Annotated in this window: 10 protein-coding genes and 1 other RNA gene; 5 read left to right on the top strand and 6 right to left on the bottom strand. The window is 44.7% G+C overall.

Annotated features, from left to right (window positions below; all coding sequences use genetic code 11):
• Nucleotides 1–16: 16 nt before the first annotated feature.
• Together murQ and DW103_RS08065 are read left to right on the top strand one after the other, a co-directional pair.
• Nucleotides 17–838, top strand: a complete 822-nt coding sequence (gene murQ / locus DW103_RS08070; RefSeq protein WP_122275154.1) for an N-acetylmuramic acid 6-phosphate etherase — start codon at nt 17–19, stop codon at nt 836–838.
• Between the two features lie 107 nt (nt 839–945).
• Complete coding sequence (locus tag DW103_RS08065; RefSeq protein WP_122275153.1) at nt 946–2,592, top strand: diphosphate--fructose-6-phosphate 1-phosphotransferase; 1,647 nt, start codon at nt 946–948, stop codon at nt 2,590–2,592.
• A gap of 70 nt (nt 2,593–2,662) precedes the next feature.
• On the opposite strand, the gene DW103_RS08060 is transcribed toward DW103_RS08065, so the two are convergent.
• The 3 genes from DW103_RS08060 to DW103_RS08050 all read right to left on the bottom strand — a co-directional run bounded on the left by DW103_RS08060 (nt 2,663) and on the right by DW103_RS08050 (nt 5,217).
• Nucleotides 2,663–3,496 carry a DUF6261 family protein gene (locus tag DW103_RS08060; protein ID WP_122275152.1) on the bottom strand — a complete coding sequence of 278 codons (834 nt, stop codon included), beginning with the start codon at nt 3,494–3,496 and terminating at the stop codon, nt 2,663–2,665.
• A 909-nt stretch (nt 3,497–4,405) separates the two neighbouring features.
• Entirely contained in the window at nt 4,406–4,714 is a 309-nt protein-coding gene (locus DW103_RS08055) for a nucleotidyltransferase domain-containing protein (protein WP_122275151.1), read from the bottom strand.
• The gene (locus DW103_RS08050; RefSeq protein ID WP_233545642.1) at nt 4,711–5,217 is read right to left on the bottom strand and encodes a nucleotidyltransferase substrate binding protein; all 507 of its coding nucleotides are present in this window, start codon (nt 5,215–5,217) and stop codon (nt 4,711–4,713) included. The genes DW103_RS08055 and DW103_RS08050 overlap by 4 nt, the downstream gene beginning before the upstream one ends.
• 27 nt (nt 5,218–5,244) lie before the next feature.
• Between DW103_RS08050 and DW103_RS08045 the strand changes: the two genes are divergently transcribed.
• Nucleotides 5,245–5,847, top strand: coding sequence for a riboflavin synthase (locus DW103_RS08045; protein WP_122275149.1), 603 nt, complete (start codon nt 5,245–5,247; stop codon nt 5,845–5,847).
• 16 nt (nt 5,848–5,863) lie between these two features.
• On the opposite strand, the gene DW103_RS08040 is transcribed toward DW103_RS08045, so the two are convergent.
• The 3 genes from DW103_RS08040 to rnpB all read right to left on the bottom strand — a co-directional run bounded on the left by DW103_RS08040 (nt 5,864) and on the right by rnpB (nt 8,981).
• A complete protein-coding gene (locus tag DW103_RS08040; RefSeq protein WP_122275148.1) occupies nt 5,864–7,210 on the bottom strand; it encodes an MATE family efflux transporter in 1,347 nt (448 codons plus the stop codon).
• A gap of 40 nt (nt 7,211–7,250) precedes the next feature.
• Nucleotides 7,251–8,609 (bottom strand): YihY/virulence factor BrkB family protein, encoded by a 1,359-nt coding sequence (locus DW103_RS08035; protein ID WP_122275147.1) that lies wholly within the window; start codon nt 8,607–8,609, stop codon nt 7,251–7,253.
• A 13-nt stretch (nt 8,610–8,622) separates the two neighbouring features.
• Nucleotides 8,623–8,981: RNase P RNA component class A (gene rnpB, locus DW103_RS08030), an RNA gene on the bottom strand.
• 368 nt (nt 8,982–9,349) lie between these two features.
• On the opposite strand from rnpB, the gene DW103_RS08025 reads away from it, so the two are divergent.
• Both DW103_RS08025 and DW103_RS08015 read left to right on the top strand, forming a co-directional pair.
• Complete coding sequence (locus tag DW103_RS08025) at nt 9,350–10,918, top strand: Do family serine endopeptidase (protein ID WP_122275146.1); 1,569 nt, start codon at nt 9,350–9,352, stop codon at nt 10,916–10,918.
• Nucleotides 10,919–11,060: 142 nt separating this feature from the next.
• The gene (locus tag DW103_RS08015) at nt 11,061–11,921 is read left to right on the top strand and encodes an RNA polymerase sigma factor RpoD/SigA (RefSeq protein WP_005641668.1); all 861 of its coding nucleotides are present in this window, start codon (nt 11,061–11,063) and stop codon (nt 11,919–11,921) included.
• Nucleotides 11,922–13,304: the final 1,383 nt, after the last annotated feature.

The following is a 13,304-nucleotide window of genomic DNA, read 5'->3' as shown; positions in this document are numbered from 1 at the left end:
GATAAACCAATCAGATATGTCATTCATTAAAATATCGGAAGAACCGTCTCTTTACAACGATTTGGAGAAGAAGTCCATTCGCGAATTATTAGACGATATAAATGCGGAAGACCAAAAGGTAGCATTGGCCGTACAGAAAACGATTCCCCAAATAGAAAAACTTGTCGGCCGGATTGTCCCGCTCATGCAGCAAGGTGGCCGGATTTTTTATATGGGCGCCGGAACCAGCGGACGGTTGGGCGTGTTGGATGCGTCGGAAATACCCCCGACATTCGGAGTGCCTCCTACCCATATTATCGGACTTATCGCAGGAGGGGATGTCGCCCTCCGTTCGGCGGTAGAGAACGCGGAAGATGACCGGATGCACGGATGGCAGGAATTGCAGCAATACAACATCAACGAAAAAGATACCGTAATCGGCATAGCCGCCTCCGGTACGACTCCTTACGTGATAGGCGCCTTGCGGGAAGCCCGTAAAAACGGTATTCTGACAGCCTGTATCTGTAGCAACCCCGATTCGCCGATGGCTGCGGAAGCGGATATTCCGATAGAAATGATTGTCGGCCCCGAATTTGTGACCGGCAGTTCACGGATGAAGTCCGGTACGGGACAGAAAATGATTCTGAATATGATATCGACCACCGTGATGATACGACTCGGACGCGTGAAAGGAAACAAAATGGTCAACATGCAACTCACCAACCGGAAATTGATAGACCGGGGAACCCGTATGATTGTCGAAGAACTGGGCTTGTCATACGAACAGGCACAGAACCTTTTGCTGATGGCCGGCTCTGTAAAGAAAGCCATAGATAAATACCGCGAGCATTCCCGGTAGGCCGAAATCAATCCGGATACATCCTTTTATAATTGAAGAAAAAAATCTATATTTGCACCGCCTTTAATACAGGAATCAGATAATTTCTAAATAAATCAAATTAAGAAATGACAAAGAGTGCATTACAAATTGCAAGAGCAGCCTACCAGCCTAAGGTACCCGCTGCATTGAAAGGCGCTGTGAAAGCCGTAGACGGTGAGTACACACAATCAGTAGCCGATCAGGACGAAATCAAAGAACTATTCCCGAACACGTATGGAATGCCTGTCGTAACTTTCGAAAAGAGCAACGAAAAGAAAGCGATGCCGGCAATCAACGTAGGTGTTATCCTTTCAGGCGGACAGGCTCCGGGCGGTCATAATGTGATTGCCGGTTTGTTCGATGGTATCAAAGCTACCAACAAGGACTCCCGCCTCTATGGTTTTATTCTGGGTCCCGGTGGACTGATTGACCATAAATATATGGAACTGACAGCCGATATTATCGACGAATACCGGAATACCGGCGGTTTCGACATGATTGGTTCAGGCCGTACGAAACTGGAAACAAAGGAACAGTTTGACAAAGGCTTGGAAATCCTGAAAGAACTGGGTATCTCTGCCCTGGTTATTATCGGCGGTGACGACTCGAATACGAATGCTTGTGTGCTGGCCGAATATTACAAAGCTATCGATGCAGGCGTACAGGTTATCGGTTGTCCGAAAACTATCGACGGCGACTTGAAGAATGCCCAGATTGAAACTTCTTTCGGTTTCGATACCGCTTGCAAAGTGTATTCCGAAGTAATCGGCAATATCCAGCGCGACTGCAACTCTGCACAGAAATACTGGCACTTCATCAAATTGATGGGCCGTTCGGCTTCCCACATCGCCCTGGAATGTGCCTTGCAGACACAACCGAACATCTGCATCATCTCCGAAGAGGTAGAGGAAAAGAACATGTCGCTGGACGACATCGTCACTTATATCGCCGGTATCGTTGCAAAACGTGCTGACGAGGGCAACAATTTCGGTACGGTTTTAATCCCGGAAGGTTTAATCGAATTTGTTCCGGCCATGAAACGCCTGATTGCCGAACTGAACGACTTCCTGGCTAAACACGACGCCGAATTCAAGATGATTAAGAAGAGCGAACAACGCGCTTACATCATCAGCAAGCTGACAAAGGAAAACTCCGACCTGTATGCTTCCCTGCCCGAAGGCGTGGCACGCCAGTTGTCTTTGGACCGCGACCCGCACGGAAACGTTCAGGTTTCACTCATCGAAACAGAAAAGCTGCTTTCCGAAATGGTTGGCAACAAGCTGGCTCAATGGAAAGCCGAAGGCAAATATGTAGGCAAATTCGCTGCACAGCACCACTTCTTCGGTTACGAAGGCCGTTGCGCCGCTCCGTCCAACTATGATGCCGACTATTGCTATTCGCTGGGTTACACGGCTTCTTGCCTGATTGCCGCCGGTAAGACGGGCTACATGTCTTCCGTACGCAACACGACTGCTCCGGCTGACAAATGGATTGCAGGCGGTATCCCTGTTACGATGATGATGAACATGGAACGTCGTCACGGCGAAATGAAACCGGTTATCCAGAAAGCTTTGGTGAAACTGGACGGTGCTCCTTTCAAGACATTTGCCGCCAACCGCGACGAATGGGCGTTGACTACAAGCTACGTCTATCCGGGTCCTATCCAGTATTTCGGTCCGACGGAAGTTTGCGACCAGCCGACCAAGACGTTGCAGCTGGAACAGGCTAAATAAGAAAAGTCGATAGATTATAAAAAAAAGAGGTTGGGCCTTCAAAAGACTCAACCTCTTTTTTTATCCGTTTCTATAAAATATCCGGATTTTCAGGGTCGTTGTCGCCTCCTTGTTCCTTTTTGGTTTTGCTTCCGCGCTGGTTGCGGGCGGTGCGGGTTTCGGCAACCAGCGAGTTGACGTCGCGGACGAAGGCAGCCGTTTCGGCAGTACCGTTCAGCACGTTGCTGGCGAAAGCCAAGTCCGTCATGTCGTCGTAGAGGCTGTCCATTTGCAGGCGGACTTCTTTGCTGACGGCATCGGTGCTTTTCACGGAACGTTCGGCGCTGCGTACCGATACCAGCTGCTCGTATAGGCTGTTCAGCCGTTCCAGTTCAGCCATATACGGCTGAAGTCCCAGAGTTGCAACTGCCTCTGCAAACTCCGGCTTACGCAGGTCGACCAACATACCTTTGATGGCCGCCGTCTCCTGACTGACCGGGAGTTTTGCGATACCCTCATACACCTTTATCGTATTATACATCAGTTTCCCGGCCTCTTTTTGTGCCTGCAAAGGTAAGGTTGAAGAACCGGAAATATGTTTGATGATGAATGTTGCCACCTCGTCACGTCCCCGTTCCGCTTCGGCTATCTGTTCCGTCTGCGCGCTTGAACGGGTTTCCCTGTTTAAGTCCGTCAACTTTTCAAGGAGAGCTCTCTCCTGTTCCACAGTCTCCGCGGGGATGGCCAGCGAAGGGGCGCCCTGGGCCGGCGTATCGCTCTGTAGGCTCAATACGTCCGGATTTTCCGGGTCATCCGGCTTGTCGGCCAGCGGAAGAAGTGCGAGGAATCGGTCGATGAAGTTTGCATATTCAGCATTGTTCAGATTACGTAAGGAATACGAATCAATTCTTGTAAATGTTCCCATGATATGATTATTTTTAAATTAACATTTTGCGAAGGAAGTATTATAAAACGGAATAAGCTAATTTTTACGTGAGAAATTTCGTCAGGAGTTCGTTTTCTTGGGTTTTAAGATGAAAGTGCCGTTTTCGGGTCCGGTTTTGGTGTTTTCAAAATGAAAGTAGCGTTTTCGGGTCCGGTTTTGGTGTTTTCAAAATGAAAGTAGCGTTTTCGGGTCCGGTTTTGGTGTTTTCAAAATGAAAGTAGCGTTTTCGGGTCCGGTTTTGGTGTTTTCAAAATGAAAGTAGCGTTTTCGGGTCCGGTTTTGGTGTTTTCAAAATGAAAGTAGCGTTTTCGGGTCCGGTTTTGGTGTTTTCAAAATGAAAGTAGCGTTTTCGGGTCCGGTTTTGGTGTTTTCAAAATGAAAGTAGCGTTTTCGGGTCCGGTTTTGGTGTTTTCAAAATGAAAGTAGCGTTTTCGGGTCCGGTTTTGGTGTTTTCAAAATGAAAGTAGCGTTTTCGGGTCCGGTTTTGGTGTTTTCAAAATGAAAGTAGCGTTTTCGGGTCCGGTTTTGGTGTTTTCAAAATGAAAGTAGCGTTTTCGGGTCCGGTTTTGGTGTTTTCAAAATGAAAGTAGCGTTTTCGGGTCCGGTTTTGGTGTTTTCAAAATGAAAGTAGCGTTTTCGGGTCCGGTTTTGGTGTTTTCAAAATGAAAGTAGCGTTTTCGGGTCCGGTTTTGGTGTTTTCAAAATGAAAGTAGCGTTTTCGGGTCCGAATTTGGTGTTTTCAAAATGAAAAGTAGCGTTTTCGGGTTCGAATTTGGTGTTTTCAAAATGAAAGTAGCGTTTTGGGGTCCGAATTTGGTGTTTTCAAAATAAAAAGTCCCGTTTCGGGCTTTTTTCATCTGTCTCGACTTTGTCTGCTTCCATATTGTTTCAAGATGTTTTTTGGTAAAAGACGACACCTTTTCGCTCGATATGCTCTTTCAAATCCGGGTTGGTCAGTTTCTGAAAGAGGGAAATATCGAATTGGTAAGGCAATAAAAGGTCGTCGATAGCCCATGCTATTTGATTTAAATCGTGATGAGTGAGTTTTTCGCCAACCAACGTGAGGTCCACATCCGAGAACGGCTTATAGTTCCCCTTGGCGCGTGAGCCGTAGAGCAGAACCTTCTCAATCCCCTCGTACCGGGCGAAAAAGTCGGATAGTTTCGTGATTTCCGTGTCGGTAAGTCCGTATTTCATGGGGCTGGGAATGTTGATTGCGCGTCTGAAAGGGATAACATCTTTTCTTCGAAGCGGCAGAACAACGGATAATAGATGTGCATAATCGCCCCGTATATTTCGGCAGCCACGTCGTCATCGTAATTATGCGAGGTCAGATTGCGGTCGTTGATTGTATCCATCCAGCGCTTGTCCTCGATAATTCCTATCTCCAGTGCTTTCCGTATGGCATCGCGGGAACCGTGGATGTCCGTGTATCCTTGGTATACGGCATAGTCTTTCATCACGTTCCAGGCAAGCTCGTGCGTGTATTCAAAACGTTGTATGAGCCCTTCCTGCAAGAGCTCGTCGATTTCGCCGGGCAATTCCCGTCGCTCCGTCTGCAGCTCTACCGCCCGGCGCAGTTTCGCCAAAGCTTTGCGATAGTTGGAGAAACGTTGCAGCCAGCGTATGTCGTCTTGTCGTACCATATCGATTGTTGTAATTTTACGGGCAAATATAGTTATTTTCCATATCTTTGCCACGGTAATAATATTAAAACAACAATCAATATGTTTTCAGGAATTGTAGAAGAAACGGCTCAGGTTGTAGCAATCGAGCAGGATAAAGACAATATTCATATCACGATGAAATGCTCTTTCGTCGATGAATTGAAAATCGACCAGAGCGTGGCACACAACGGCGTCTGCCTGACAGTTGTCCGCAAGGAAGGCGACACCTTCACCACGACCGCCATGCGCGAAACACTGGAACGCTCCAATCTGGGACTTCTGAAGCCCGGTTCGCTGGTGAACCTCGAACGCAGCATGCTGATGAACGGCCGGCTGGACGGACATATCGTGCAAGGACATGTAGACCAGACCGCGGTTTGTACCGCAGTGGAAGATGCCAACGGCAGTTGGTATTATACGTTCGAATATCCCTTCGACAAGGAAATGGCACGGCAGGGATATATGACGGTGGAGAAAGGCTCTGTTTGTGTCAACGGGGTAAGCCTGACGGTTTGCAATTCGCGGCAAAATAGTTTTCAGGTTGCGATTATTCCCTATACGCACGATAATACCAACTTCTGCCGGATTGAAAAAGGAACGGTGGTCAATCTCGAATTTGACATCGTGGGAAAGTATATCAGTAAAATGATGCAATTCAAATGAAAGATTTCCTCTCATTCTATTTCACGACGCACTTTTTCTTCCAAAAACCAATTCTGTAATACAGATAAGTAACCGCCAACCCGATGGCGATGCTGATTCCGATAGCCCACCAGATACCTTGGCATCCCAGCCACGCGCTGAGGTGCCAGGCGAGGGGGATACGGATGAGCCAGAGGCAGACCAGACTGATAACCATCGGAAACAGTGTGTCGCCGGCTCCCCTCAAAGCTCCGTTGTATACATTCAAAGCACCGTGTACGATGAAGAACCCGCCTACAATCAGCAGGTATTCCTTCCCGATGGCAATCACATCCGCGTCTTGCGTGAAAGCCTGCATCATCTCTCCTCCGAAAAAATAAATCGCGGCGAATGTCAGAAGACCGAATATGATATTTGCCTGCATCGTGAAACGGACGCCTTGCCTGACCCTGTCCAGCCGGCCGGCTCCGATGTTCTGTCCGCAAAAGGCGGCTAATGCTCCGGATAAAGTCAGAATGGCTTGCGTGATGATTGTGTCGATTTTCCCGGCCGCTCCGTAGGCCGTCAGCGTGTTGGTCCCGAAACTGTTGACAATTCCCAGCAGGGCAATCAGCCCGAGGGCGATGGCACATTGCTGTACGCTGGTGGGAAGTCCTATTTTCAAACTTTCTTTAAACAGCCGGAAGTCGAACAGCATATCCTGTTTTTTGATGGATAATAAAGGATGCGTGTTGTTTACATATCCCAAGGCGACGCACATCCCGATGCCTTGCGAAATGACGGTCGCGCGGGCAGCCCCCTCGATGCCCCAATCAAAGACTACGATGAAGAGCAGGTCGAGCAATATATTCAGGACGGTGGTGGTCAGGATAAACAACATCGGACGGACCGACTCGCCTATCCCGCGCAAAATGGATATGATGCTGTTGAACGTGACGAAAAGGAAAGTCCCTCCTATATATATCCGGAAATAAGCGACAGCACCGGGGATAACTTCCGGCGGAGTATTGGTCAGGCGGAATACCGGTTCGGCAAAAATAATTCCGGCAACCGACAGGATGACCCCCGAAATCAACATGAAAATGAAAAAGGAGGAAAAGGCAAGTTGTACTTTCTTATATTGCTGTGCACCGAAGAACTGGGATACCACGACTGTTGTCCCGCTTCCTACTCCTATCACCAGCGAAATGATGAAATAATAAATGAAGAACGAGGCGGAGACGGCGGCGAGGGCTTCTTTTCCCAAAAACTGTCCGACGATGATGCTGTCTGTTATGTTGTAGAATTGTTGTAGTAGATTTCCAATCAGCAAGGGGAGAGCAAAGCGGATGATTACTTTCCACACTGTTCCTTTCGTCAAGTCGTTATTGTTCTTCCCCTTCATTGTTGTTTTTTTCCAATATTCAATTTAGGATTGTCCTTAATCAAAGGTCTTTGAGCAGGATGGTGTCGTTAGCTTTTATCATGTCTTCACGGGTTTTCAGCAAGGCTTTCCATTCTTTGCTGAAGAGTCTGGAAGTATCGATTTTGAAATTCTCGGAACCGTACTCGTCCATGCGGGTCAACAGGTAGCTGACGGTTATCTGATTGACATCTACGGCCGGTTGGTAATGAACGACACGTTCGTCGTCGCCGTAATTGACTTCAATAATAATGTTCAGTTCCGTAAGATGATAAAGAATTTGCGTCGTGATACGGATAGGTATGCGGTAGGCGTCCGAAAGTTCGTCTGCCGTGTAAGGTTTTTCCCCTTTTACGAACCGCTTGATGATTAAGGAGGCGATAAGCAGTGTCAGGAAATCTTTATATCTCCGACTGATATTCTTGCTGTCCCGTTCGAAGCTGAATTTCTTTACATTCTGGGAAGCGTATGATATTTCTGCCCCGAACAGGCAAATGAGCCAGGATAATTGCAGCCACAATAACAACAAAGGCAGTGCGGCGAAGCTACCGTAAATAGCGTTGTATTTATTCACCCAAATCTGTCCGCTGATGTAAATGAACTGGAAAAACTGAAAGGCGCATCCTGCCAGAATGCCGGCAACCAGTCCGTTGGTAAATTTGACTTTTGTATTGGGCAGCGAGATGTACAGACCTGTAAAAGCCAATATGGTGATTATATAAGGCGCAATGTTTAAGATGAGTTCGACGATGGGGGTGAAGAACAAGTATTGGCTCAAAAAGGAGTTTTGCAGGGTCGACAGGAAGATGGCGATACCGCTGGAGGCTGTCATCAATATCGGCAGAATCAGAAACAAGGCCAGATAATCGGATATTTTCCGGTACCATTGACGGGATTTTTGTATTTGCCAAATGTCGTTGAATGTGTCTTCAATTGAAGATATCAGGTTGATAACCGTGTAAAACAAAAGAAGTAAGCCGACTCCTATGATTACGCCCCCTTGTGCTTGTGTCAGATAGCTTTCCACAAACTCGAATGCTTTGGTCAGCTCTGCTTCATGTCCGGGAAAGTAATCGAATAATTCTTGCCTGACGGTGCTCTGGAAACCGAAGCCTTTGGCTATTCCTAATAATACCGCCAACAGTGGGACGATAGCTAACAGTGTGCTATAGGTGAGGGCGGAGGCTTTTGTTTGCAGATTTTCGCTTCGAAAGCCGCGAACTGCCAATATCATGGTTTTGATGATGTTGATATAGAGTTCTTTCAGGCCGCTTACTTCATTCTCGGTAATCCGCCAAATGTCGTAAGTGACGAAACGAATTGTTCTTGTCAATAAGGCGTTAATCCGTTCTCCAAGCGTTTTTTTATCGGTTGTCTTCATATTATATAATGAAAAAAGCAGTCTGCCTGTAAGCCGGGTCCTGTGTTTCCGCTTTTTACACGGAAATGTCTGCCATTTATCTCGTCTTACCGTCGCCGGTAAGCTTTAGCGGTCTACCCCCCGGCATCGGACGAGCAATCCTACATGCGCCGGTATACATGACCTTACAACCCATAAGACGTACGGCATTTCGTATTGCTACGAAACCCGGTGAGCTTTTACCTCACCTTTTCACCCTTACCGGACAAGTCCGGCGGTTCTTTTCTGTTACGTTACTCTACCCTTGCGAATAGCTTCCCGTTAAGAAGTATGGTGCTCTGCGTTGCCCGGACTTTCCTCCCATTTGGAATGAGCGACAGACCGGCAGACTGCAATGCGGCAAAGATAGGGATTTTAGTTGACAGTAGGCAGTAGTCTGTTGACAAATAACATGAAGGATGAATATTTGTTTCATTATCAGTCCTTTTTTTGTTTGTCGATTCTGACAATCCTATAAAGGTTTGAATAAACATTCTGCCGTTCTTACTGTTATATTATTGGAAACATGACCTTTTGGCAGCTGTTGGATTGTTAAAAAGGTACTTTGCATTACACGGTACTGTTAACCGCAGTTAAGCCCCTGCAAGGTGTCGTTAAAAGTGATAAAAAAACATCTGCAAATTGAATAATCGCACGTTTTTTGCATTTTCTTTGTCGGAAGAAAAATGTTAAATTTAAATGTTTGATAAAATAAAAAGAGTATGAAAACAATGTGGAAAAATGTGCTTGGTATTGTTCTTGTAGCTGCAATCAGCGCAGGGGCCGCAGTTGGTACGAGTGCTTATTTAATCAATAAGAATCAACCGGTATATAGTACGACTGACTCGGGGAATACTTTTAAACAGCCGATAAGATTGGCAGGTTATAATACGGTGGCAGCTGAAAATACTGATTTTACAATGGCAGCTGAAAATACAGTCCATGGGGTTGTGCATATTAAAGCTACGACAAATGCAAAACAGTATGCCGACAGAGGAGAGCAGCAATACAGGGACCCGATTGAAGAGTTTTTCTTCGGATTCGGAGGACGGGGTGGTTTCCAGCGTCCGCAGCCGCAACCGCGTATTGGTGCAGGTTCGGGTGTCATTATTTCGACTGACGGATACATTATAACGAACAATCATGTGATTGACGGAGCTGATGAACTGGAAGTGACATTGAATGATAATCGAAAATTTGCAGCAAAGTTGATTGGTACGGACCCGACAACAGATATTGCCCTGATTAAAATCGATGCAAAAGACCTTCCTACTATTCCGTTTGGTGATTCTGAAAAACTGAAAGTAGGTGAGTGGGTTCTGGCTGTAGGCAATCCGTTTAATTTGACTTCGACGGTTACAGCCGGTATCGTAAGTGCAAAAGGACGTGGTATCTCTATGGGTAGCGATAAGAGTAAGATTGAATCATTTATCCAAACGGATGCTGCAGTGAATCCGGGTAACAGTGGTGGCGCACTGGTAAACACAAAAGGAGAGTTGGTTGGAATTAATACGGCTATCTATTCTGAAACAGGGAATTTTGCAGGATATTCGTTTGCTGTGCCCATCAGTATTGCAGGGAAAGTTGCAAACGACCTGAAACAATATGGTACAGTACAGCGTGCTGTTTTGGGTGTTCAGATTATGAGTGTAGGTGATATTGCCGACCAGTTAGGTTATCCGAATTTGTCAAGTAAATTGAAAGAAGAACTGACAGACTTGAAGTCGAAAATAAAAGTATCTGAAGGTGCTTGTGTAGCTGATTTTGCAGAACGCAGTACAGCGAAAGAAGCCGGTATTGAAAAAGGTGATGTGATTACTGCAGTAAATGGTGCGAAAGTAAAATCTGCAAATGCATTGCAAGAACAGATTAGTAAATATCGTCCGGGCGATAAAGTACAAGTGACGGTTGACCGTAACGGTAGTACTAAGACATTTAATGTGGAACTTCGTAATGCGCAAGGTAGTACGACTGTTGTAAAAGGCGGTGGTGATAGTGCGGAAGTTCTTGGGGCTGCTTTTCAGGCGTTAACAAATGAACAGAAGCGTGAAATGGGTGTAAGCTATGGTGTTGAAGTAACAGGTGTGCTGAATGGCAAATTGAAAGATGCAGGCATAAAGAAAGGCTTCATAATTATGGTTGTAAATGATCAAAAAGTATCAACTCCTGAACAACTGGAAAAAATAGTAGAAAAGGTTTTGAAGGGAGGAGCAGATGATCGTTACATCGTAGTGAAAGGTTTCTATCCGAATGGACGTACAAAAGTATATGCTATAGATTTGGCCGAATAATAAAATAAGTTATATTCGTCTTATTTGGCGGAAAGATTGTTAAAGGTTTATAATTGGCTGGATGTAGGGTGCATCCAGCCAATTCTGTCAATAAAAATAATATTATCTTTGCACCCTGATATTCTCAATATAAAAACATTGGATGAGACAGTTAAAGATCACAAAGTCCATTACCAATCGCGAAAGCGCTTCTCTTGATAAATATCTTCAGGAAATAGGTCGTGAAGATTTGATTACAGTAGAAGAAGAAGTAGAATTGGCACAGGCTATCAAAAGAGGAGACCGGAGAGCATTGGAGAAATTAACCAGAGCGAATCTGCGTTTCGTCGTATCTGTTGCTAAGCAATATCAAAATCAGGGTTTAAGTTTACCAGACCTTATTAATGAAGGTAACCTGGGGTTGATTAAAGCAGCCGAAAAATTTGACGAAACCAGAGGGTTTAAGTTTATTTCGTATGCTGTTTGGTGGATTCGCCAGTCTATTTTGCAAGCTTTGGCAGAGCAGTCGAGAATTGTTCGTCTTCCGTTGAACCAAGTAGGGTCGCTGAATAAAATCAGCAAGGCCTTTTCGAAGTTTGAACAGGAAAATGAACGCAGACCCTCTCCTGAAGAATTAGCAGACGAATTGGATATCCCTGTTGATAAAATTTCGGACACATTAAAAGTGTCGGGAAGGCATATCTCGGTGGATGCTCCGTTTGTTGAAGGCGAAGACAATAGTCTTTTAGATGTGCTTGTGAATGATGATGCTCCTATTGCAGACCGATCGTTAATGAACGAGTCACTGGCAAAAGAAATTGATCGAGCACTTGCTACATTAACCGAAAGAGAATGTGAGATAATCAAAATGTTTTTCGGTATAGGTTGTCAAGAAATGACATTGGAAGAGATTGGCGACAAATTTGGCCTCACAAGAGAGCGCGTCCGCCAGATCAAGGAAAAAGCAATTAGAAGATTAAGACAAGGAACGCGTAGCAAGCTCCTCAAATCGTATTTAGGTTAAACTTCCTCAAGGGGTTAACAAAAGGACTAGGCTTCTTATTCGAATTCGAATAGGAGGCCTTTTTTATGACTTCTTAGTCTATTAAAATTTTCTTTCTGTATTTTTTTCGAAAGGGTTAATGCTTTAAAATTCATCTTATGGAAGTTGTAAGGTGGATGTTGAATATATTTCAATATTTCAGTATCGGATTTTCTAAGATGATGCTTGCTATAAAGGGTTTGGTGTACGACTAGAGATGTACCAAAAATATGCCTGTTTTTTCTTTTATGTTGCAAAGCATAAAAATCAAAGTTGGAAAAGCTTGTGTTATTAATAATAAAAGGCGTTCTTTGTATCGTTACTCGTTTTTAAGAGAAATTTATATATAGAGTGACAGATTGACCAAAGATGCCTAGACTATGTATGTGTTTAGCTTGGCTATTTGTTGGTCAGGCTTTTTTTGTACAGAGAGATTATAAACGATAAATAAAGACCAAAACGATAACTATGCGTAAAAGCGTATCCTCGTAACAGGGATGCGCTTTTTTTGTGAGAAGTCCGAACTTTCCCAAGCTCAGACTTCATTTTAGCCTAAAAGTCCTATTCTTAAGTGTAACAATTTTTTATGGCAAATATTAAGATTTAAATCTTACGACCAGTCTCTGCAGATCCTTTTTTCGCTTTGTTGGGATAGAAAAATCCTAGAATTGCATCCGGTTTGCCTAATCAATTGTGTCATTGGCCGGCTGGAGATTGGTGACAAGACAACGGTGAACGAGCGCGGGTATATATCTCTCGTGAGATGTTGTTGGATGGAACGTTGTGTGTGTGGCTTTAAAAGGGCTGTGTACACGCCTTGCCAAGGCGGTGCACAAGGCTCTTTTACATAATAAAAAACAACTCTTTTGTGTTTAATCTCTTTGCTTCGAAAAAATGGAACTGATTAAGAAGTACCGCATAAGAGCTAAATGATGAAGAGAAAGGAGATGTGGCAAAAGTGCGACACATCCCTACGGCGCTTGCAATTTTAGAATATGATTGGTGCACTTTGATAATTTCTTCGTGTATTAAATTATGTTGATACCATAGATGAGGTTATCCTGCAGTCGGGGGAGTCTTGGCTTGTTTCAATTCTTTGCGCGTACATATAATATATACATAAATCGCAATTAGGGAAAAAGAAAAATAAATGCCGTAAGATTTGTTTTATATGTTTTATAACACTACTTTTGCACCCGCATTCAAGCGAGAGTGTGTGGCAAATGATGGAGTAAAAACTTTTCAAAAAAAGTTCCGAAAACATTTGGAGGGAAAGGGATAAAACATTTATCTTTGCACCCACGTTCGCAAAATAAAAATGCGCCAAGTTCTTTGAAAGAATTACATATCAACTAAAGTAGTACA

The sequence above is a fragment of the Parabacteroides sp. AM08-6 genome, from assembly GCF_003473295.1.
Lineage (GTDB): Bacteria > Bacteroidota > Bacteroidia > Bacteroidales > Tannerellaceae > Parabacteroides.
Note: the sequence above shows the minus strand (reverse complement) of the source record. Positions and strands in the feature narration are given on the sequence as shown.

Bases quoted from the DNA above. Each gene is read 5' to 3' on its own strand.
- murQ (WP_122275154.1), top strand. From the start codon at position 17: ATGTCATTCATTAAAATATCGGAAGAACCGTCTCTTTACAACGATTTG.
- DW103_RS08065 (WP_122275153.1), top strand. From the start codon at position 946: ATGACAAAGAGTGCATTACAAATTGCAAGAGCAGCCTACCAGCCTAAG.
- DW103_RS08060 (WP_122275152.1), bottom strand. From the start codon at position 3,496: ATGGGAACATTTACAAGAATTGATTCGTATTCCTTACGTAATCTGAAC.
- DW103_RS08055 (WP_122275151.1), bottom strand. From the start codon at position 4,714: ATGAAATACGGACTTACCGACACGGAAATCACGAAACTATCCGACTTT.
- DW103_RS08045 (WP_122275149.1), top strand. From the start codon at position 5,245: ATGTTTTCAGGAATTGTAGAAGAAACGGCTCAGGTTGTAGCAATCGAG.
- DW103_RS08040 (WP_122275148.1), bottom strand. From the start codon at position 7,210: ATGAAGGGGAAGAACAATAACGACTTGACGAAAGGAACAGTGTGGAAA.
- DW103_RS08035 (WP_122275147.1), bottom strand. From the start codon at position 8,609: ATGAAGACAACCGATAAAAAAACGCTTGGAGAACGGATTAACGCCTTA.
- DW103_RS08025 (WP_122275146.1), top strand. From the start codon at position 9,350: ATGAAAACAATGTGGAAAAATGTGCTTGGTATTGTTCTTGTAGCTGCA.
- DW103_RS08015 (WP_005641668.1), top strand. From the start codon at position 11,061: ATGAGACAGTTAAAGATCACAAAGTCCATTACCAATCGCGAAAGCGCT.